The organism is Vibrio sp. 1727, from assembly GCF_033344415.1.
GTDB classification, from domain to species: domain Bacteria; phylum Pseudomonadota; class Gammaproteobacteria; order Enterobacterales; family Vibrionaceae; genus Vibrio; species Vibrio alginolyticus.
Window position 1 is genome coordinate 115,474 of the sequence record NZ_JAWPOT010000012.1, and the last position, 21,215, is coordinate 136,688.

Annotated in this window: 18 protein-coding genes; 6 read left to right on the forward strand and 12 right to left on the reverse strand. The window is 46.4% G+C overall.

What is annotated here, in order from left to right; translation table 11 throughout:
- Positions 1-327: 327 nt before the first annotated feature.
- The gene (locus R8O10_RS13055) at positions 328-1,623 is read right to left on the reverse strand and encodes an alpha/beta fold hydrolase (protein WP_140267471.1); all 1,296 of its coding nucleotides are present in this window, start codon (positions 1,621-1,623) and stop codon (positions 328-330) included.
- 210 nt (positions 1,624-1,833) lie between these two features.
- Between R8O10_RS13055 and R8O10_RS13060 the strand changes: the two genes are divergently transcribed.
- A complete protein-coding gene (locus R8O10_RS13060) occupies positions 1,834-2,991 on the forward strand; it encodes a D-alanyl-D-alanine carboxypeptidase family protein (protein ID WP_213965838.1) in 1,158 nt (385 codons plus the stop codon).
- A gap of 85 nt (positions 2,992-3,076) precedes the next feature.
- On the opposite strand, the gene R8O10_RS13065 is transcribed toward R8O10_RS13060, so the two are convergent.
- Both R8O10_RS13065 and R8O10_RS13070 read right to left on the reverse strand, forming a co-directional pair.
- A complete protein-coding gene (locus R8O10_RS13065) occupies positions 3,077-5,734 on the reverse strand; it encodes an alpha-amylase family glycosyl hydrolase (protein WP_318191461.1) in 2,658 nt (885 codons plus the stop codon).
- 129 nt (positions 5,735-5,863) lie between these two features.
- On the reverse strand, positions 5,864-7,327 hold the full coding sequence (locus R8O10_RS13070) for a helix-turn-helix domain-containing protein (RefSeq protein ID WP_186585076.1): 1,464 nt from the start codon (positions 7,325-7,327) through the stop codon (positions 5,864-5,866).
- Between the two features lie 167 nt (positions 7,328-7,494).
- On the opposite strand from R8O10_RS13070, the gene R8O10_RS13075 reads away from it, so the two are divergent.
- The gene (locus R8O10_RS13075) at positions 7,495-8,148 is read left to right on the forward strand and encodes an oxygen-insensitive NAD(P)H-dependent nitroreductase NfsB (protein ID WP_005374924.1); all 654 of its coding nucleotides are present in this window, start codon (positions 7,495-7,497) and stop codon (positions 8,146-8,148) included.
- Between the two features lie 69 nt (positions 8,149-8,217).
- Positions 8,218-8,508: a putative quinol monooxygenase gene (locus tag R8O10_RS13080; protein ID WP_005374925.1), complete on the forward strand. Its 291-nt coding sequence runs from the start codon at positions 8,218-8,220 to the stop codon at positions 8,506-8,508.
- Here R8O10_RS13080 and R8O10_RS13085 read toward each other — a convergent pair.
- Positions 8,505-9,428: a LysR family transcriptional regulator gene (locus tag R8O10_RS13085; RefSeq protein WP_025768616.1), complete on the reverse strand. Its 924-nt coding sequence runs from the start codon at positions 9,426-9,428 to the stop codon at positions 8,505-8,507. The two genes, R8O10_RS13080 and R8O10_RS13085, sit on opposite strands and share 4 nt — an antisense overlap.
- Before the next feature lie 132 nt (positions 9,429-9,560).
- Here R8O10_RS13085 and R8O10_RS13090 point away from each other — a divergent pair, with 132 nt between their 5' ends.
- Complete coding sequence (locus tag R8O10_RS13090; protein ID WP_005374929.1) at positions 9,561-9,779, forward strand: VF530 family DNA-binding protein; 219 nt, start codon at positions 9,561-9,563, stop codon at positions 9,777-9,779.
- A 1,327-nt stretch (positions 9,780-11,106) separates the two neighbouring features.
- Here R8O10_RS13090 and R8O10_RS13095 read toward each other — a convergent pair.
- Positions 11,107-11,559 carry an acyl-CoA thioesterase gene (locus R8O10_RS13095; RefSeq protein WP_171345528.1) on the reverse strand — a complete coding sequence of 151 codons (453 nt, stop codon included), beginning with the start codon at positions 11,557-11,559 and terminating at the stop codon, positions 11,107-11,109.
- Between the two features lie 210 nt (positions 11,560-11,769).
- On the opposite strand from R8O10_RS13095, the gene R8O10_RS13100 reads away from it, so the two are divergent.
- Both R8O10_RS13100 and R8O10_RS13105 read left to right on the forward strand, forming a co-directional pair.
- Positions 11,770-12,534 carry a ferredoxin--NADP reductase gene (locus R8O10_RS13100; protein ID WP_005374935.1) on the forward strand — a complete coding sequence of 255 codons (765 nt, stop codon included), beginning with the start codon at positions 11,770-11,772 and terminating at the stop codon, positions 12,532-12,534.
- 180 nt (positions 12,535-12,714) lie between these two features.
- Positions 12,715-13,161 (forward strand): RDD family protein, encoded by a 447-nt coding sequence (locus tag R8O10_RS13105; protein WP_025768614.1) that lies wholly within the window; start codon positions 12,715-12,717, stop codon positions 13,159-13,161.
- A gap of 60 nt (positions 13,162-13,221) precedes the next feature.
- Here R8O10_RS13105 and R8O10_RS13110 read toward each other — a convergent pair whose 3' ends face one another.
- The 7 genes from R8O10_RS13110 to R8O10_RS13140 all read right to left on the reverse strand — a co-directional run bounded on the left by R8O10_RS13110 (position 13,222) and on the right by R8O10_RS13140 (position 20,891).
- On the reverse strand, positions 13,222-13,893 hold the full coding sequence (locus R8O10_RS13110; protein WP_318191462.1) for a DUF2057 domain-containing protein: 672 nt from the start codon (positions 13,891-13,893) through the stop codon (positions 13,222-13,224).
- A gap of 216 nt (positions 13,894-14,109) precedes the next feature.
- Positions 14,110-15,258, reverse strand: a complete 1,149-nt coding sequence (locus R8O10_RS13115) for an AI-2E family transporter (protein ID WP_318191463.1) — start codon at positions 15,256-15,258, stop codon at positions 14,110-14,112.
- Positions 15,251-15,937, reverse strand: a complete 687-nt coding sequence (locus R8O10_RS13120; RefSeq protein WP_005374942.1) for a potassium channel family protein — start codon at positions 15,935-15,937, stop codon at positions 15,251-15,253. Before R8O10_RS13120 ends, R8O10_RS13115 begins: the two co-directional genes overlap by 8 nt.
- A 16-nt stretch (positions 15,938-15,953) precedes the next feature.
- A complete protein-coding gene (locus R8O10_RS13125) occupies positions 15,954-16,844 on the reverse strand; it encodes an HlyD family secretion protein (RefSeq protein WP_033906681.1) in 891 nt (296 codons plus the stop codon).
- A gap of 12 nt (positions 16,845-16,856) precedes the next feature.
- Positions 16,857-17,060 (reverse strand): DUF1656 domain-containing protein, encoded by a 204-nt coding sequence (locus tag R8O10_RS13130; protein WP_005374946.1) that lies wholly within the window; start codon positions 17,058-17,060, stop codon positions 16,857-16,859.
- Positions 17,060-18,703: a TolC family protein gene (locus R8O10_RS13135; protein ID WP_054574892.1), complete on the reverse strand. Its 1,644-nt coding sequence runs from the start codon at positions 18,701-18,703 to the stop codon at positions 17,060-17,062. Before R8O10_RS13135 ends, R8O10_RS13130 begins: the two co-directional genes overlap by 1 nt.
- A 10-nt stretch (positions 18,704-18,713) precedes the next feature.
- Complete coding sequence (locus R8O10_RS13140) at positions 18,714-20,891, reverse strand: FUSC family protein (RefSeq protein ID WP_318191464.1); 2,178 nt, start codon at positions 20,889-20,891, stop codon at positions 18,714-18,716.
- Between the last annotated feature and the right edge of the window lie 324 nt (positions 20,892-21,215).

A 21,215-nucleotide genomic window follows, 5' to 3' on the forward strand; every position in this document is an offset into this window, starting at 1 on the left:
GGGGGGGCATGTCCGCAGGTGAAGCCGCTATGTGTTCAAATTATAAGCATTAATTATAGTGAGTCAGGTAGGTTGGGGCCGATACTTTTGGTTTAAATTTATGTTGTTATTCTGTTTTAGGCCCTTCAAAAAAGTTAGGCGCAAGAAGCACCAAATAATCACCGGAGTCATTGACAAGGAAAGGACATGTCGCAGTTTTATACATGAGGTGGTGAGGGATAAAGGTTTAGGGACAAAGAGTGAATGACTGATCGCCATTGTTCATAAGCCGCTATAAACGCCTTTTCACCAAATACTGAAAAGGCGTTTTTCTAACGTCTGTCCTGCTTATTTCAACGTAGCTGCGGTCTGTTTTCCCATGGCAATGAGCCTGTCGAGAATACGTTCACCGTCGGCACGCAAACCGTTGTGCTCGTACTCGTTGGTGATCCACGCTTTTGAATTTGGGATTAACGCGAGTGTCTCTCGGCTGATATCCATTTCAACAAACATATCATCGGCGTAAACGGCGCAACTGACAGGAACTTTATTTTGAGCCAATTGTGTTTGATCGTACAGCGCAGCCCAATCGTCTTTCGCGGCCAATATTTCTGCGGCGTCTTTTAGTGGTTTGAGGTTGACGTATTGGTCGAACATCCACGGGAAGACCATTTCCCCCGTAAAGTAAAATGGCTGGCCAGGTTCATAATTAAACTCTGGTCGGGTTTGGCGAACACGGTGCGCACTCCAATTCGACGCAAAGCCTTGGCAGTAAATCGATTCATGCAAAATGGCGTAGATCGGGTTGGTTTGGAAGTTTTGCTGCGCCAACATATCGTTCAAGAACTCATAACGAAGTTGTGGTTTGCCGTTCACTTCAATCAACGCGCTTTCTAGCCAATAGTAAGTTGGCAAGAAAGTATCACTCACACCAAAGTTGATGCCGATTTGTTGAAATTGCTCCACCGTGAAGCGTTGACCATTTGGTAGGTACTCTTCGTTTTCCAGCAAGTGATTCGCAATGTTTTGGCAAAGTTGTTGCGCACTTGGAAATTGTTGGAAGAACGCTTGGTTTTTCTCCATGGTGCGTTTGAAGGTGGCTTCATACACATCGTCGGCATGACGCGAGACTGATGGCACGCCACCTGTGATGTAGCTTTGTAGCAAGCTGTCTGGGAACAAAGACAAATAGGTGAGGGAGCAAAAACCACCAAAGCTTTGACCTAAGATCGCCCATTTTTCGACGCCAAATTGCTCACGAATGTATTCCGCGTCGCGCACGATGTTATCCGCTCGGAAGTGGCTCAAGTAGTCTGCTTGTTGCTCTGGCGTGAGGTGAGCAAGCGTCTGGTGATTAATTACGCTGCTATTGCCCGTACCGCGCTGGTCGAGGAGCAAAACTCGGTACTCTTGCAGCGCGCGCTTTACCCAGCCGCTATTGCCGTTTTGACGCGGAGAGGGAAAGCCAGGCCCGCCCTGAAAGTAAACCAACCAAGGTTTGGTCGATTCTTCATCGCCAACTAGGCAAACCGCACGGGCGAAGACTTCAATGGTGCCTTTGCTTGCGTCTTGGTAATCCAGAGGAACGGTAAAACTGTGGGGAGTGTAATGCAATCCTGCGTCGATAAATGATTGAGCGTTCATTGTTATCTTTATTTCCTTATTGAGGGGTAGCGCTACTTTACTGCGAATGGCATGAAGAACCAACGCTATTTCCCAATTGCCTCTTCAGTTCTATACCTTGGTCAAATCAATGTAAGTTCAAGAAAATGAAACGATTAGCGACTGGTGCAACTGGTTGAGTGAGCTATGCTCAATAGAGTTGCGACAAAGTAAGAGCATGGAGGAAGTCGGATGAAAGTGTCACTGGCTCGATGGACAATTGTGACTTGTTTAATAAGCGTACCTACTTTTGCCGTTGTTACGCCCAACCCACCTCAGTTACAGGCAAAAGGCTACGTATTAATGGACTTTCAATCCGGTGCCATTATTGCCGAGTATAACGGGCGAGCAGGCCTTGCTCCGGCGAGTTTAACCAAGTTGATGACCGCTTATGTAGTTGGACAAGAAATCAAAGCGGGGCGTTTGAAATGGGATGATGTTGTCACCGTGAGCGAAAACGCGTGGTCGGCCAAGTTTCCCGGTTCTTCTAAAATGTTCATCAAACCGAAAGATGAAATTAGTGTTGCGAACTTAATGCGCGGCGTGATCATCCAATCAGGAAATGACGCGTGCGTTGCACTGGCTGAGCATGTTGCAGGCAGTGAACGCGGCTTTGTCGCCTTGATGAATGGTTGGGCGGAGAAATTAGGACTGCAAGACACCTATTTTGTGAACTCCCATGGTCTTGATAGTGATGGCATCCAAACCTCACCAACCGATATGGCAAGACTCATGCAGTCGATCATCAGCGATGTTCCCGATGTGTATGCGCTATACAGCGAGAAAGTCTTCAAGTGGAACGACATTACGCAGTACAACCGCAATAAGTTGTTGTGGGACAATTCCATTGATGTCGACGGGGGCAAAACCGGCTACACCAGCAATGCCGGATACAGCTTGGTGAGCTCGGCCAAAGAAGGAAGAATGCGCCTTATCTCGGTGGTGATGGGCACGCCAAGTAAACAGGCTCGGATCAGCCAATCGAAGAATCTACTCAGCTATGGTTTTCGTTTTTATGACACAAAGCAAGTTGCTAAGCAAGGCCAAGTTGAGTCTAAAGTTCGCGTTTGGAAGGGAAATACCAATCAAGTTGAGGCGATCTTTGCTAAAGATGCCTATCTCACTCTGCCTCGTTCAATGACGGCTGGGCTTGATAAGAGTGTGGTGTTAAATGAACCGTTGATTGCGCCGATCGCGCAAGGAGATGAGATTGGTAAGGTCGTTTGGAAAAGCGATGACAGTACCGTGGCGAGTTATCCCTTGGTCAGCAGCCAAGCGGTAGAAGAGGGCTCGTGGTTCGCTCAGCTTTGGGACAGTCTGGTGCTGTGGGTGAAATCATTCTTTAGCTAGAATAAAAACGAGCAGAAGTTTCTTTCTGCATTCTTTTGTTGATGACCGCCCAGTCATAACGCTGGGCGGTGTCTTATTTAACGGTTTATTCCGACAAGGTGATGATTGGTAAATCGTCCCAAATCTTACTTTCATCCGATGCGCCACCGGAGAAGTTCCAAGGGCCTTTGTTTTGTTCTAGCGGACGGTAAGTTGCCGAAAGGCCGTCTAAGTCCCAAGTCGTCACATAGAATCGAATGCCATCCAGTGAATCAGGTCGACCCAGCGCGTCACTCGCAAAGTCCATCGAAATAGTGTTATTGGCTTTGTCTACTGTCACTGTTGGTGCTGGCGTGACCGCTTCTCCCCATGTCGTCGCATTTGCTCCTTTGGTGTTGTAAATCGAGCTTTGCCAGCCAAAAACAACCGCATTACGACTCCAGGTTCCGCTTGGCATAGAAGCGTTGATCTTCGGTAGCTCAGACAAGTTAGTTGCGGCTTCTTCAGGTAAATCAATAAAGATGGTGAAACCCACGTGGTCGAAGCCGTTTGGTGGCAACCAAGTGTCGGTGATTTTGTCCATAGTGAAGGTCAAACGTACGTTACTGCCAACGGTAAACACTTCTGCTTTGTTGATCGCGAGTTGGCTGTTGTCTTTGTCGAACGTTGGATCGGTTGGTAATGAGTAGTTGCCGTTTGGGCCGCCCACGCCGTCTTGTGCATCGCCCGCATCATCAATGGTGTCGTCCGGCGTGTTTGACCAGCTTAGGTTGGAGATAAAATTCACGTCCTCGATGCCTGCTTTTTTCTCGGTGGAATAAATCGCGAAGCGGTGTTGCTGTTCGCCAATCGCAAAGTGACGGGTCGACAGCGTGACTCTAAACTGACCATCAGCGCCTACAGTAATGGTTTGCGCTGTTTCCAAGTTACCATCGATGACGAGGTTCAACTTCTCGTTGGCGTTCGCACTACCCGCGATAACAATATCACCAGTGATGGTTTGTCCTTCCCAATCCTGCGCTAGTTGGATGTTGAGGTCTGGCGTATCTACAGATTGATTGCTGCTTGTTTTTGAGTAAATCACTGCAGACTTGGCTGGTAGCTCAAGGGTTACGTGACCATTTTCATCTGCGATTAACTGTTCTGGAGCTTCTGCCCAGTTCGACATGATTTGTTGTTGGAAGACGGTGCCGCCAACTTGTTCTACATCGAGTTGGTTCATCAACATCGGCGAGTTGGATGTGTTCATCACAACCAAGACTTCGTCGTTATCCAACGTTCGGGTAAAGGCGAACACGCCCGCACCCGCTTTATCGCTGCCAATCACTTTTATTTCGCCACGTGTCATGACTTTGTTTTCAGTGCGTAGCTTGGCAAGTTCTTGAATAAACAAGTACATCTCACTGTTTTGGTCGAACGAGTCTACGTAGTTGCCATCTTCACGGTACCCTCCGGCGAACATCGCATCGCGCGCCGCTGACATCGCCTGTTCTGTCCCTTGGTAAATCACAGGGATACCCGGCACAGCCATCATTGTGATCAGCGCTTGCTTCATATCATTGACACTGCCTTGTGATAGAAAACGTGGCATATCGTGGTTATCAATGAAGTTCGGCATGATGTATGGATTCGGGAACATCGCCATCATTTTTTCAAGACGGAAGCGTAGGTAATCGGTCGGTTGTCCTGCTGCAAACACGCGAGTCATGGTTGCTTGCAATGGGAAGTTCAACACCGAGGTTAACTGCTCCGGCGAGCCGCTTTCGCCGATGTAAGTCAGCATCTTCTCTTCGCCTTCTGTGTTGTAAGGCGTAGATGTTTCGAAGACTTCACCAAAGGTCAGGAAGTTATCGCGACCAGTATCAACCGCTTGAGTCATCACACCATCGTCGGCGTGCAGGAAGTCGTTCCAGAAATCGTGCTCAACAAACTTCACGGTATCGATACGGAAACCGTCAACGCCCACTTCGCGGATCCATTTTCGGTAGCTCTCTTTTAAATAAGCGCGTACTTCAGGATCGGACGTATTTAGATCATCCAGATCCGACAGTTGCCAGGTTTTTTCTTGGACGGGATCGTTGTGGTCGGTGATGCTTGGCGTCCAGTGGTAAATGCCAGTACCGTCTTCTTTACACTCATTCATGTTGAGCGGATAAGGCAGTTCTTGCCCTGCTGGCAGCGCATTTTCAATCAAACGGAAACCTTGGCAAGGTAGGCTAGGGTCGTAATAGTATGGGTCATCGTAAGTGAAGAAGTTACCTACGTGGTTGGTCACGATGTCTTGAATCAAGAACATATTACGAGCGTGCACTTCTCGCGCTAACGCTTGGTAGCTTTCCATGTCACCAAAGTGCTCATCCACTTTTTGGAAATCACGCGCCCAGTAGCCGTGGTAGCCGCCGTAGTTTTGCTCGGCATCCCACCATTGGTTTGCCACTGGCGGTGTAATCCAGATAGAGGTAGCGCCTAGGTCTTCGATGTAGCCCAGTTTGTCACTGACACCAACCAGGTCTCCACCACTGAATTTCTTGTCTGAGGTAGGATCGTATTCATTCTGACCTTGATCGTTAAGCGTGTTGTCGCCGTCGTTAAAACGGTCGATCATCAAGAAGTAAATGATCTGGTCTTGCCAATCAGGAGATGCCACGTGGCTTCCTGTATCGGTTGGCGTAGTTTCATCGCTACCACAGCCAGAAAGAGCTAGGGCGATCGCTATAGGGAGTATTTTTATTTTATTCATAGGGTTAGGTAAGGTTTCAAACACGGTTTTTGTCTCCGTTGTGCAGCAATGCGGAAACGATAAATCAAAGGTTTGAAATTGAGAGTGTCATTTCACGCCAAAAGAGACGTGAAATGATGTCACGAAGTGCTGAATTTGAACTGTGCTACATATTTAACTGAGTGGTTGCACAATTGGGTATTGAATCGGGTAATGGTCTTTGGCTAACTCATTACCAGAATGATCATAGAGTCGGAATCGACACTGTTTAGCCGTTTGGGTGAGGGGAAGTTGTAGCGCCCAGCATGTGTAATCTTCTGCATTCTGAGTTTGGCTCATTGCGTGCAGAGCTGGCGCGTCACCCACGTAGCAATCGATCTTCGCTACGTCTTTTAATCTACACGCGAGTTCCACAAACAAGGTGTACTGAGTGCCGAGTTGGATAAGTTGTCTTGTCGGGACAATGTATTCCGTTGCGCCAATTAAAAGCCCCTTGGAGACCACATAGTCACGCTGGTGGTTATTCTCAATGTAACGTTCCCCATCGACTTCATAACAAAGGCGAAAGGTAAGGGGGTGCGCTACCGGAAGTTCGGTCGTTGCCCATAGTTCGGTGCCATGACTTAAAAAACGCTCGAAGAAAGCGGGGTAGCGCCGCCATGCGCCATCACGGTCACGGCATTCTACCGAGACCACTTTCTCAAACGCAATATTATCCACTTCCATCCAGATTTTACCGACGGGTTGGTCAATGTCGTTATCGGCTAAAGTATTCGCTTTGGCGTAGTACAAGCGGATGGGTTGGTTGTTGAGATGAGTGCGGTTATCTAAGCACTGCTGGCGATATTGCATGGGTGAAAACGGATACCAACGACGAAAAGTGCGGTGAAAGTTCGAAGGTTCTTCATAACCAAGTTGATAGGCGATTTGCTGCGTTGTGAGTTGGGTGTCGGCAAGCAAAGTGAGTGCTTGCTTTCTTTTAGCGAAATCAACGCATTGAGAGTAGCTCATTTGCTTCTCTTGCAGTCGACGTTGCAAGGTGCGTTTGGAGACGCCCAGTTGCCTTGCCGCTTGCTCTAACTTGAGCGCGTAATTGCTGTTTTTGATGAACAAGGCGTTCAAAACACTCAGCAATTCGGGTTGTTCAATTGGCTGGTGAGAAAGTAGCAAATAAACATGTTTCACCAGTTCAAACACGCTTGAACTCGTTTTAGAATCTCGCGTTTCCTTTAGAAAAATATCGGCCGTGAGTGGATTGTTGGCGTGAACTTGTACTTGTATTGATTCGCTTAGCTCAAGCGTCTCCAACTGCATTTTGAGCAAGCCAAACACCGACTCCGCCCAATTTGGCATATCGGCTGTTCTGCATTCTACTTGCAGATGGATTTGGGCATCACCATGTTGCAATGTGACGTACAAACGGCGGTCGAATAATGAGACACTTTTGCTCCACCAAAGCAGCCCTTCTTGGAGGTTAGGCGCTTCTTTCAACATCATGCATTGCAAGGCCACCAACTTCTCAATGTGCCAATATTCGCCGGCAATTCGAAGGTGATTGTGACCGAGCTTTTTGCACAGAAAGGATGTAATAACGTTATCTTGAGGCAGCATGAGTTGAGTTTGGTTGCGAGCAAACATGCATTATTGCTGAAAAGATGAAGAAGTTCAGTGAGAACGCTCAAAGCCTTTCTTATCGTTTTATTTTCAAATTTATTTTGAAAATGTTTTTAATCGAAATCGGTTTTTCCCTTTATCTCATGAGGTTATGCTGTTACACAGCTTAAATTCATTAATTGGAGAACCTCATGGATATCGTACAAGCTGCAAAATCTCGTTACTCAACGAAAGTGTTTGACCCAACGCGCAAGCTACCTCAAGAAAAAATCGACGCAGTTAAAGAGCTGATTCGTTTTAGTCCATCGAGTGTGAACTCCCAGCCTTGGCATTTCATTCTGGCAAGCACAGAAGAAGGCAAGCAGCGCATCGCTAAAGCGGCGCAAGAGAATTACGCGTTTAACGCGGCGAAGATTCTCAACGCTTCTCACGTATTGGTGTTTTGTGCAAAAACAGGCATTGATAACGACTACATTGAAGCGCTAATGGTGCAAGAAGAAAAAGATGGTCGATTCCCAACTGAAGAAGCGAAAGCGGCTGTGCGCGGTGGTCGTAGCTACTTTGTGAACATGCACCGTTTTGATTTGAAAGATGCAAACCATTGGATGGAGAAACAAGTTTACCTCAACGTGGGTACGTTGCTGTTGGGTGCTTCGACGTTAGAAATCGATGCAGTACCAATTGAAGGGTTTGATCCAAAAGTGCTGGATGAAGAATTTGGCTTGCGTGAAAAAGGTTATACCAGTGTTGTGATCGTGCCGCTTGGCTACCACGCGGAAGATGACTTCAACGCGAAAACGCCAAAGTCTCGCTGGGACGCAGAAACCGTATTCACCGAGATCTAATTCGAGCTTACTTACAGGTGACGTAGAACCCCGTAATCAATATATAAATCGCAAAAGAGTGATAAAACGATGATCCACTTAGTCGCAGAAGTGAAAGCCTATCCAGATAGTAAGGATCAGGTGGTGAATTTGCTTGCTGGTTTACTAGAGCCAACTCGTAAAGAAGAAGGCTGTTGCCAATACGAGTTGTATCTCGACGAAAAAGTTGATGGCCTATTTATGTTCCAAGAAATCTGGGCATCGCAAGAGGCCTTGGATAAGCATTTGCAAAGCCCGCATATGGCGACGTTTCTTGAAACATTGGAAGAGAATGATTGGGTTGAATATACCCAGATTCGTCCTCTTCGATTTATCGCCTAATGACAGAAGGTTGCCAGCACGTTGGCGCGTTGCTGGCAGCATTTTTGTTGGATAAAGTCGCGGAAAGTCCGAATCGTTGGCGTCAATAATCGACGATCGGCACATACCATGTAGAGCGGCACTGGGCCGCAATCCCACTCTGGTAACACTCGCACCAATCTTCCCTCGATTAAGTCTCGGCTAATGTCCATCAATGATTTATTCGCAATGCCTTTGCCTTTGATCGCTAACCGGTGTGGCAAGTCACTATCGTTGCTCAACAAGTTACCGCTGACCACGATTTGTTCTTTCTCGCTGCCACGCGTGAGCGTCCATTTGTTGTAGACCGAATCCGCGACCATGTAGCACAAGCAATTGTGTTGCGTTAAATCGGCAGGAGAGGTGAGTTCTGGATGTGTAGCTACGTACTCTGGCGATGCACATAATATCCGTTCGTTTGACCCACACAATGCCAATACGACCAGATTGGAGTCGGCCGGTTCGCCGTAGCGAATCGCAATATCGACAGGCTTGGTATACATATCCGTCAAGCTATCGGACAGCTCTAGTTTAATGGAAACATTTGGGTAGAGATCGATGAACTCATCCACCCAATCGAGCAACATATTGCGACCAAAATCGGAGGGTGCAGTAATGTGCAGCTGACCAGACAACTCCCCGCGCGCACTTGAGATCTGATCCAACCCCTCTTGCAATGTTGCCAACGCTTGCGTGGTTTTGTCTAAAAACAGTTCGCCCTCTGAGGTTAAACGCAGGCTTCGGGTGGAACGCACAAACAGTGGGAAACCGATTTGCCCTTCAAGACGCTTAATCGATGCGCTAATGGCGGCAGGTGTCATGTCCATGCTGTTAGCGGCTTTTGAAAAGCTGCCTTGGCGCGCGGTTTCGACAAAAATATTGAGGTCGTTGAGGGCTTTCATAATGAAAAGGGCTTTTAAGAAGTTTGGGCTACTATAGGGGAGAGTCGTAGGCCAATTCAAGGTTAAAACATTAGGTTGCACGGCGAGTTTGAGTTAGATTAGCGCGAAACTTCACTTTACCGGATCAATAGCATGAGCCAACAGCAGCCGAATAACCCACTTCACGGGTTGAGTTTAGAGAAAATCGTCACCCGACTAGTTGAACACTTTGGTTGGAATGGCATGTATGAGCGCGTTCGTGTGAACTGTTTCAAGAAAGATCCTTCAATCAAATCGTCGCTGAAGTTCCTGCGTAAAACGCAATGGGCCAGAGATAAGGTGGAAGCGCTGTACATCGAGACATTCTGCTAACCGCTCTATGGTCTGCAGCAGCGGTAAGTAGATTCTTAGTCTCGCTTTGGCTCGCTAGAATGACGTAGCTTTTCTTGTCGCGTAGGCTGGAAGAGTCGCTCCACTGATAAGCCTAAAGCGATTTTCCGGATGGTCACTTAGGCTTATCTGGAATCGCTTTTTTAGATGGTTTTGTAGAGGTCAGAGCCAAACTCGAACCGTCATTCTGAACTGCGAGGAACGAGCGTGAATCAGAATCTACCCTCAGATTGTATTGAGTTTATTCATGGCACTATGGTCTGCAGCAAGCGGCAAGTAGATTCTTAGTCTCGCTATGGCTCGCTAGAATGACGCAGCTTTTCTTATCGCGTAGGCTGAAAGAGTCGCTCTACTGTTACGTCTAAAGCGAAATTCCGGATGGTCACATAGGCTCGTCTGGAATCGCTTTTTTAGATGGTTTTGTAGAGATCAGAGCCAATCTCGAACTGTTACTCTGAACCGCGAGGAACAAGCGTGATTCAAAATCTACCCTCAGATTGTATTGAGTTTATTCATGGTTCTATGGTCTGCAGCAAGCGGCAAGTAGATTCTTAGTCTCGCTATGGCTCGCTAGAATGACGTAGCTTTTCTTATCGCGTAGGCTGGAAGAGTCGCTCTACTGATACGTCTAAAGCGAGATTCCGAGTGACTCACTTAGGTTCTTCTGGAATCGCTTTTTTTAGATGGTTTTGTAGAGCTCAGAGCCAAACTCGAACCGTCATTCTGAACCGCGAGGAACGAGTGTGATTCAGAATCTACCCTCAGATTGTATTGAGTTTATTCATAGCTCTATGGTCTGCAGCAAGCGGCAAGTAGATTCTTGGTCTCGCTTTGGCTCGTTAGAATGACGTAGCTTTTCTTATCGCGTGGGCTGAAAGAGTCGCTCTACTGTTACGTCTAAAGCGAAATTTCGGATGGTCATATAGGCTTGTCTGCAATCGCTTTTTTAGATGGTTTTGTAGAGCTCAGAGCCAAACTCGAACCGTCATTCTGAACCGCGAGGAACGAGCGTGATTCAGAATCTACTCTCAGATTGTATTGAGTTTATTCATGGCTTTATGGTCTGCAGCAAGCGGTAAGTAGATTCTTAGTCTCGCTATGGCTCGCTAGAATGACGTAGCTTTCTTATCGCGTAGGCTGGAAGAGTCGCGCTGCTGTTACGTTTAGCGAGGTTTCGAATGATTCACTTAGGCTCATTAGAATGACTCTAGTTTTCTTATTGCGTAAGTTGGAATGGTATCTCAGCATCATTCCCGATAGCGATGAAGAAGCGCTGTCGGGAACCTCGCCTTTAATCTCTCGTTTATTGTTACTCCAAATGATGCGTACTACCCACGGTTCCTTCCAAGTCTAAAATCGACTGGCGAACGTGATCTGGAATCGAAGCTTTAACGTTGTTCTTAAAATCAAACATCACACCAGTGGCGGTCGCGATGGTCGCAATTTTACCCCACTTCTTACTCAGCACTTGGTACTCCATCGTGATGCGATCTTCTTGCATGTCGATTACGCGAGAACCGACTAATAGCGTGTCTGGGTAAGTAACAGGCAATTTGTAGCGGCATTGAGTCTCGCTCAGTACAGGTCCAATTTGCGAGGTCTGCAGGTCGACCAGCAGGTTAATTTTGTTGAAGTAATCTAAACGTGCGGTCTCAAAGTAGCGAAAATAGACCACGTTATTAACGTGTTGCAGAGCATCCATTTCACCCCATGCGACTTTTATCTCTGTGATAACGGGAAAGTCCTTTAACAGTGTGTCCATTTTTATTGCTCCTTTTTCATCTGCTTTGCCACAAATTGCGACGCGACTTATCACTTTGAGCATTTATTCTAGATGTAATCATTTAATATGTAATAAAATTGTTTTTAAAATGTGAAATGAAATGGTGGTTTGATTATGTAAACTAGAAACTTTACATAATTGAGTTGAAGGCGTAAGTTTAACTAAGAGTAACCAGATAGGAGGTGTCTCATGATTGAACTCAAAGGTTTCAACCTCGCAAGAGTTGAGAAACGCATCGATTGGACAGGTGAGCTGTTCAGTTTGAGAATATCTGGCGCGCCTCTTTCCTTTAAAGCTGGCCAATTCACCAAGCTTGCTTTGCTTGATGATGAAGGTAAGCCGATCAGCCGCGCTTACTCTGTGGTTAATGCGCCAAGCGAGCAATTCGATTGGTTGGAGTTTCTAATAGTAGCCGACCCTCAAGGACAACTTTCTCCACGGCTCCAAAAGCTTAAATCTGGTGATAGCATTTATGTCGGTGCCACCGCACATGGCGATTTAATCCATGATTCTATTCCTAAACAGGCTCATGACCTGTGGCTGCTATCTACAGGTACGGGGATTGGACCGTTTTTGTCGCTGCTGGATGATATAAACTTACCGCCTCACAATGAGCGCATTGTGCTGGTTCATGCCGTTCGTTTCGAAAAAGATCTGGTTTATAAATACCTAATTGAACAGCTTCAGCAACGATATGAAGGCAGATTAAAGTATATACCGATAGTTAGCAGGGAAGTGGTTGATGGTAAATTACAAGGCCGAATTCCTGAACTCATCGAATCGGGTTTACTGTCCAACGCCGCTGATGCGCCATTCTCAGCTCAGCGTAGCTTTGTCATGATGTGTGGGAATCCACAAATGATCAAAGATACCGTGCCCGTTTTACAAGAGCTAGGCTTGGAAAAGTATCGCCATCAAACTGGGGGAAATATCATTTACGAACGTTACTGGTAGCGTTTTGTTAAATTGATACGGTTATGCTCAAGATGTAATGATTACTTTTGAGATACGACCGCGATTTAGTATGTTCTTAGTTGAATATTATGTTGGCAATACCTAAACTGCGCTCACCATTGCGCGTCTGTACACTCAGTCATTCTCGCTTAACCAATTACATTGAGGTGACTGAAGTCCATGTATGCTTTTATCGCGAGCAAGCAACAGAGAATCATTGCTGGTTTTATCGACCTGCTCTTTACGATGGTGGTCGTGTTAATCATCGCATTGAGTATTAACTCTTTTCTTAACGACTTTCAGCTCTCTTTAGCAGATAACCTCACGCTTGTTCGTGAAACTCAGGCGTTTTACTTGCTTTCTTTACCAACGGTTTTAATGATCAACTGGAATGCATTGAGTCATGGGCAAACCATTGGTATGCGCATGATTGGTATTAAAGTTGTAATGAAAAATGATAGTAAGGCAACGAAAGTTACAGCAGGGTTAAGGCTTGTTATTAGCTACTTACTGGAGATGCTCATTCCGGGGATCCCGTTGGTAAATTTGGCATTGTTGTTCTTTCATCCGGAGCGACGTTTGTTGCATGACTTGATCGCCAATACTAAAGTTGTCCAAGTTTCCTAATTTTTTGATCGAAAAAGCCACGTGAAGTGGCTTTTTTAATATCGATAAAGTTAACCAGATTTACTGTTGATTAACATATTTCTTAAAGCGAGCTTTGGTTTCTGCGTCTGCTTTTTGGTACCAGAAGTGCAGCATCTCTTCAGCTGTCGAATCCGCTTTAACCGCAGTTGCTCTCACTTGCTTCATATCCGCAGGAACCTTTGCAGGAAGCGTGACTGGCTGCATGGTCGCTGCGCCAGCAAAAGCCACGGCTGCTGCACCGCCAGCTTGGTTATAATCTTCGATTTCACGTACGTAATCACGACCGATTTGCATACCCGGTTTGAGCAACTTGTCCTGGTCAACCGCGATTGCGTTGCCTGAATCATCAATCAGTTTCCAATCTAAGTCTTTGATCTTCTCTTCCGCATCACGTAGGTTGCGGTATTCTGGCATTTGTAGAGTGAGTTCGGCATTGGTCGCGTCAAATCGTGTAACGATAACATCGCTTTCAACACTTAAACGGTCATTACCTTGGTTGAAGTAAGGGGCGAAACGAAATACGACTTGGTTAAGGCCATCAGGTAACGTCAGTGTTCTTTCAGAGGCGAAAAAACCACCCGAAAGATCTGCTTTTTCACCGTTAGCCGCTAATACTGAAACGTTGTCAGGAACACTCACGGTTACATCTGCGAATGCCATGCCACTCATTGCGAGAGCAAGCGCACAAGTTAAAGGCTTGATCAATTTCATTGTTTTTATCCTAAGCAAATTAGTGGTCATCGAGAGTGCATCGTTCATTGCCCGATTGCAACTCCCAAGTGTAATAAGTATGAAAATTTAACAAGAACGTCATTTTTATCGCATTTATTACGACGAAACTGTGATCCAAATAGAATCAAACCGCTGAAATGCAGCGGTTTGATATCATAAGTTATAGATTAAATTTCTTTCTAACTTATTGATTTATTAAATACCAGCACCGTGTCCAGGTTCTGATTGGTCATCAGAAGCGTCTTGTTGTTCTGCCATTTCTTCTTGCTGTTGTGCTTTCTCAATGCTCAACCACCAAACAAATAACTCATACCAAATTGCTAGGATAACGGCACCTAAGAACAGACCAACGATGCCGTAGAAAAGCATACCACCGATGGCACCGAGCAGAATCACAGGCATTGGCACGTCGACGCCACGTCCCATTAACATTGGTTTGAACAGGTTTTCAGAAAGAGCCGCAACTACGACCCAAACAGTAAACATGGTTGCTGTTGAGGTGTCTTGGGTCATGTACATGAAGCCAATCACAGGTAGCACTGCGAGCAACGCCGGGAGCTGAGCGATACATAAAATCATTAGAAGCAGTGTGAGTAAACCTGCTGCCGGAACGCCAAATACGAAGAAACCAGCACCGATCAACAGTGCTTGAATCGCCGCTACACCGACTACGCCAAGCAGTACGCTTTTAATTGTCGCAGCGATAAGCGTGGTCCAGCTTTTTGCGTTTTCACCAGCGGTTCGAATCGCGATGGTTCTTAAGCCTGATGCTGCAGATTCAGAGTACGTCATGAAACCTGCTGCAATCGCAAGTGACAAGATTGAAAGCAGTAAACTTCCCAATACGCCCCCCAGTGTACCCAGTAAAGATGTGAGTCCTGCCTTTATTTGTGGCATAAAGGTTTGAATAGCTTGTTCAAGATTAGTAGCGAATAGGGTCCACACTTCGTAGAGCTTATCACCCACGATAGGCCAATCCGCTACGGAAGGTTTTGGCCCTGGTATTTTCACTTGTCCATTTTGTAGTACTTCAAGCGCGTGCGTTGCACCATCCACAATGGAGCCTGATACCATAACAAGTGGCGTGACAAGGAGGGCAATACCAAGTAAAGCAATGGTTGTGGCTGCCAAGCCTCTACGACCACCATATACACGCTGCAATTTTTGGGTAAGCGGCATTAAAGCGACGACTATAATAGCGCCCCAAATAACCGGAAGGATGAAGGGTTTGATGATGTCGTACGTAAACATCAGCAAGACAAAGATCAAGCCAATGCGTATTGCCGATTCCACCATATTACTGATGAAAAGCTTACTGTCGATTTTTACCGATTGTTTATCCATTTTTGTTTACCTGATGATCAATGTTAGAACTGACGAGACTTGAAACAACAATCGCCATATAAAAAACACCTGTGATGGCCTCTAAATACACCACGACTTGAGCCAGTGGTGTTAGAGGACTAATGTCGCCATAACCGAGCGTGGTTAAGGTAACGAAACTGAAATACGCTGCATTGGAGAAGTTCTGCCCCCAAGAAATCGCTTCCATACCGGTAAAGGCTTCAGGCGAAAACTCAAGCAGAATGAGGTAGGCAATCGCCCACATCAGACCAAGCAGCAAGAAAAGCGCGACCGAGCCAATGACTTTGTTGCTGTTGACATGGCCGGTGAAAAGAATCTGTCTTGCGATGGATTTAAAAGTGCCGAAAAAGAACGCAAAGGTGAGGGCAAGCATCACCACATTCATCTCTCTGATGTCGAAAACGGTCTTGATCACAATCACAAGAACCCAAATACCAAACAGGCTGTAGAGGAAACGAGACCAGGTTTTGTCAAAGCGAAGGCTCGCAAAACAGACGATAAACGTCAGAACCGTGAAAGCCTGAAGTATGTGTTCAATCGTCCCTTCACCTACGACTTGTGCCATCGCACTCCCTAGCAACAAAATCACTAGTGCTAAGGTTAGATAGAAGAAGTTGTTTTCTTCATTAATATTTTTGAGGTTTTTACCAATGACCATGGCTCTTCTCACTTAGTTATTGTTCACTTTCTGCGGATGACTCTTTCATCACCATGATGGACGCAGAAAGCCCGAATCGAAGATCAACATCTTCAGGAAGTTCTTGTAGGGAGATTCGCACCGGAATACGTTGTGCTAAGCGAATCCACTGAAAAACAGGGTTTACGTTTGGAAGAAGGTTGTAGCCGACCGTGCCGTCTTTGGGCGCAATACCCCAACCAATCGAGTCAACCGTCGCGTCAATTGGCGTGTCTGGGTGAGACATCAAAGTGACACGCGCTTGGCTGCCAGGTTCGATTTGCGCAAGTTGGTTTTCACGGAAGAAACCAAATACCCAAAAGCTGTTTTTGTCGATCAGTGCGAGCAGTGGTTGGTTTGCGACCGCTTGCGTACCGTTTCTAATATCGAGGTTAGATACAAAACCATCGACGGTCGCATAAACTTTGGTAAAGCTGAGATTAAGGCGTGCTGATTTTAGTTGCTCTTCTGCAGATTTGATTTGCAGTAGCGACTCTTCGTAAGCGATTTCACGACGAATCAGATCCTTGTGAGAAACCGCGCCACGGTCTTTGGCACGAATGTCTTTTAAGCGGTCATATTCGATTTTTTTACCGCGAGAGCTAACAATGGAGCGCTCCAGTGCTACTTCGGCTTGAGATAACGCAACCTGGTAAGTCGCAGGATCGATTTCAAACAGTAAATCCCCCGTTTTTACTTCTTGGTTGTCTTGCACCGCGACATTTACAATTGGGCCTGATACGCGAGGAGCCACTTTGATGACGTTAGCACGCACTTGCCCATCTCGTGTCCATGGGTTATTAAAGTATTCCTCAAACTTTTGATAGCCGAGCCAAGCTGCGCCACCAAGAATGACAAGATTGAGTGCGATTACGAATAGTTTTTTCATCTTGTTTGGCACCTAAAATTGAATATAAAAGCTGTCGATGGCCACCACATAACCGACCATGATGGCAATAAACGTCAGAGACGGAAAAGCGATGAAGCGAGACAAACGTGTCTTGTTCAATATCATCACCGTTATCCACGTGGCCGTGACGGCGAGAAAGAGCACCAGTAACGTGGGAGAAAAGTAAACGTCTCCCCAAGAAAGTTCATGAGGCATTAGAGATCCTCCGTTTTGTTTTCATCACTGGTCTCAGCCGGAGTTTCGAGGCGCAAAGGCGGCAATACGCGGTTTTCTTCATTTAAATAACTTCCCCAGTCAGTGCGCTCTGTCATCTGCGTGGCAATCGATTCACTGATGAAAGGCTTGCCTGTTTGGGTTTGCCAGCCTCCACCGAGGGCTTTATAGAGTGCAACAACTTGGTTCGCCACGTTCCCTTTGATCGTTGCGTAGCTGTCTTCTGCGCGGGTCATTTTTTCTACCGAGTTAAGCAGACGTTCGAATGAAATTTGTCCGTTTTCGTACTGTGTCATGGATATGTTGAACGCACGAATGGAAGAGTTGACCGATTGCAAGCGTAAATCTTTTTGTTGCAAATACAGGTCATACGCTTCGATTGCATTGGTGACTTCATTAACGGCTTGCAGTACCTTTTTGTTGTAGTTCGTCAGCGTTTCTTGGAAGCGAGCATCTTCGAAACGAATGTTATTTTTCACGCGTCCGTATTGGAAAATGTTCCAACTGAACGTTGGGCCAACCACCATGGTGAGCGAATCGCTAAAACTGAAACTGCTGCCATCGGGAACCGTACTGTCGATACCGATGGAACCGAACAACGAAAAGCTTGGGTACAGAGCGGTTTCTGCCACGCCAATCTGCGCACTTTGCGCGCGAGCTTGCATCTCAGAGACTTGCAAATCCGGACGTCGCATCACTAAGTTAGCATCCACTTGCGTATCCAAAAGCGGTGGACGTGGCACAATGGAACGCTCGTCGGTGCCCGATAGTGCCGATTTTCTGCCCGTCGATTTGAACTGGGCTTCGTACTCAGCGATTTGCTTGTGCATCCCATCCGACTGTAGCAGTCGATCTACTTCTTCTGGTAACAGACCCAGTAGCAAAGCCAACACAGTACGTGATTGCTTCATTGCCACTTCGAGGCTCGGTAACGCTGCTTTGGTGGTGTAGAGTTGGTTTTTAGCTTGTTGAACGTCTAGCTCTGTTACGTTGCCAGAGTCGAACTGCACCTGAGTAATACGTACGACACGCTCTTGAATCTCTATGTTGCGGCGAGACAGCAAAATACGTTCTTGGAATGTGCGATAGTTGATGTAATTGCGCGCCACTTCGGCGGTTATGGTGACCATGATGTCGTGATACGATGCGATGGATGCGTAGTAACCCGCTTCTGCCGACTCAATACCGCGAGCATACTTGCCCCAAACATCCATTTCCCAAGCAGCATCAAACGACAAAGTGGCGTTATTCACGCCCTGATCATTTACGTAGGCACGCGCTAGGTTTCCTGACACGGTTTGAACTTGTGGGTATTGCAAGCCAGTCGAAATACCAAGCAATGAACGTGCTTGGACAATTCGTAGCCCTGCGGCTTCTAAATCGAGGTTTTGTTTGCTCGCCAACTCAACCAGCTGATTAAGAGTCGAGTCATTAAATTGCTGCCACCATTGTTGTAGCTGTTGCTCTGATTGCTGCGTATCTTTGGCTGCTTTTTGCACCGACCAGTCACTTGGCAGTGGCGCCTGCTTTGGATGAACATAATCTGGTCCTACCGTGGTACACGCACTGAGTCCGAGTAAAGAGAGTATGGCGAGGCTTGGTTTGGTTAGTTTTGGAAGCATCATATCCCCACCTTTAAAAACGCTTCTGTTGTAAGTTCACCCAATCGATATCCTCGTAGGTTTGCTTGCAATGCTTGATTGCTTCGAACACGTTCCGTTTTAAATTCAGCAAGATATAAAAACCGGCTATCTCTGAATAAGCGTAGTCAGATAAATCCAACTCACTAAAAAAATCTTCCAGTTTATCTTCGAATGTTTGGTAATCTTGACTGTATTGGTCGAATACGGAGTCGAGTTCTTGTGTTGCTTGATGGCTGGCTAAAGCGCCCGCCATCAAAGGAATGATGGAATCGCGGTGCTGTTGGCGAAGCTGAGTAATTAGTGGATTGGTCATCAACTTTTTCTCGGCGGCCATTAAGATGTTGATGTGATTACTGAGTACATCACACGCTTTGCTAAACGCGCCAATCGCTTCTGGCGTGGTTTTATCAAAGTGTTTGTGGTTGATTTTCGAACCCCAGACTTTGAGCTTTTTCGATGAGACATTGAGCGTCACCAAGTGCAAGGCCCGTTTGAGCGGCGTAATAATCGAGCTGGACTGCTGTTGATAGGTAGTGAACAGCTCTCGGGTATGTCGGAAGTAGCGTTCTTTTATGGTCAAAAAGAGGTGTTCTGGTCGTGAGCTAAACGGGAAGTAGTGCGCGAAAATAATCATGAACACCACCATGTAGAACAACAGCATGATCGTCATGAGGATCCCGAAGTGATAAAACATGTTGTTGTCTAAACCAAGAACAAACAAGCCAATCATATAGAAAATCGTCACTGGCCCGTTAAACAGATAAAAGCCGATAAAGGTGTAGATAAAGATGAACAGGCCAAGTTCTAACCCGAGATCCAATTGCGGAAGAATGAAGACGTAAGAAGGCACCGCGAACAAGAAGCCGAAAGTGAACAGCACAAGCAACAAAATTGGGTGCACAGGCACGAACGACAGCAAAGACATAAACATGGTCGAGAAGACCACGAATGAATAGCCGCCTGGTGGATTGAAATAAATCCAAATCAGTCCTGCAATCCAATAGGTAACAAAGGTTTTGACCGCAGTTTTAAAGTTTTCTGCGTCCCACCATAGAAACTTGCCTTTCGGTTTCGGCAGTGGCACGTCAAAGGAGACATTGTTCGTCACAGAGTCAATACAGCTAATGCTCTCCGCTAAACGCGACAAATTTTGATGCATCAGTTCCAACAGGTGACCAAGCGTAAGCGCAGAGCCTTTCTCTAGGTGCGCTGCGTCTTCTAGCAACGCTTGGTTGTATTTGACTTTGAATTCCTGAGCACGATAAGCGGGTTCTTTTTCGTCCCAGACTTGTTGGCAGGTATCAAATAGCGCGTCAATTTCCGCCACGGCTTGATCAACGTTGCTGATGCTTTCACGGTCTTGCTGGTGGCTAAAGTGGCTGTGCGCCGCGACGGTCAATTGTTGCGTTACCTGCTTGTTCAAATGAACTGCCAAGCGCCACTCTTTCATGTAGGCCGACACGTCACTGCATTCCACACTGACCGTGGAAAAACGCTGTTCGAGCGCATTTTGAGCGGCAAACATCTGTTCGATGAGAGTGTCCACGCTAGGAGGTTGTGGCTCTTCCGCTTCTGGATTTTCTTCTCCGCCTTCTTGAGGAGAGATTTGCCCTGCCGATTTTTGCTCGAAATTTTGCAAGATAGCGGTGAACAACGCGCGTTGTGCTTGGTTGAGTTGTTCGATGAGCTGTCTTAGGTTTTGTTCTGTTTTGGTCGGGAATAAGAAAGTTCCCACGAGTGTGTAAACCACCACCCCAAACACCGTCATATAGGCGCGGTCAACGCCATAAAGGAACGCACCTTCTGCGTCACCGCCATTGGACATCATCAACGTCATCACACCGGTCAGCATGAGTAGCGTAGGATCTTTTTGATAGGCATTACGGAAGTAAAAAATGAATGAGACCACAACCGACACGCTCAGCATGTACAGCAAGCGGTCTTGAGCAAACAACCCCACCAGTAACAAGCCAACCACGGCACCAACCAATGTACCTAACACGCGTAAGGTACCTTTGGCGAGGGATTCACGACGACTGCCTGTGGATGCAATCAGCATCACTGTGGTTGCGGCCGTCGATGCTTGCGGCCAACCCATGGCAAACGGGATCAGATAAGCCAGAGTTAGGCTAAGCGATACTTTAATAGCGAATTTTATTTTGTCGTTCATAGTGTCAAAGTTTGCTCAGGCTTATCGTTATAAGTTGATGAATTTCTTATATGAATAATCAGAATCTTGTTCTGAATAAATTCGGGGGGCGGAATATAGCGGGTGAAAAAGTGTGCTTTGTAAACCCTTTGTCAAAACAAAAAGTGCGTATTTGGCTTGATCTCGTGCTAGCCCTTGGCGTTATTGGTGAAACGCCTAAAACGAGCAAATTCGCGATCTGTGATGATTCTCACTTTTGAAACAAAATCGCTGCATTGTGTGAGCCAATTCTCACCTTATATTCTTCGCCTGGTACCAAAGCAGACCACTTGTACCATCTGCAAT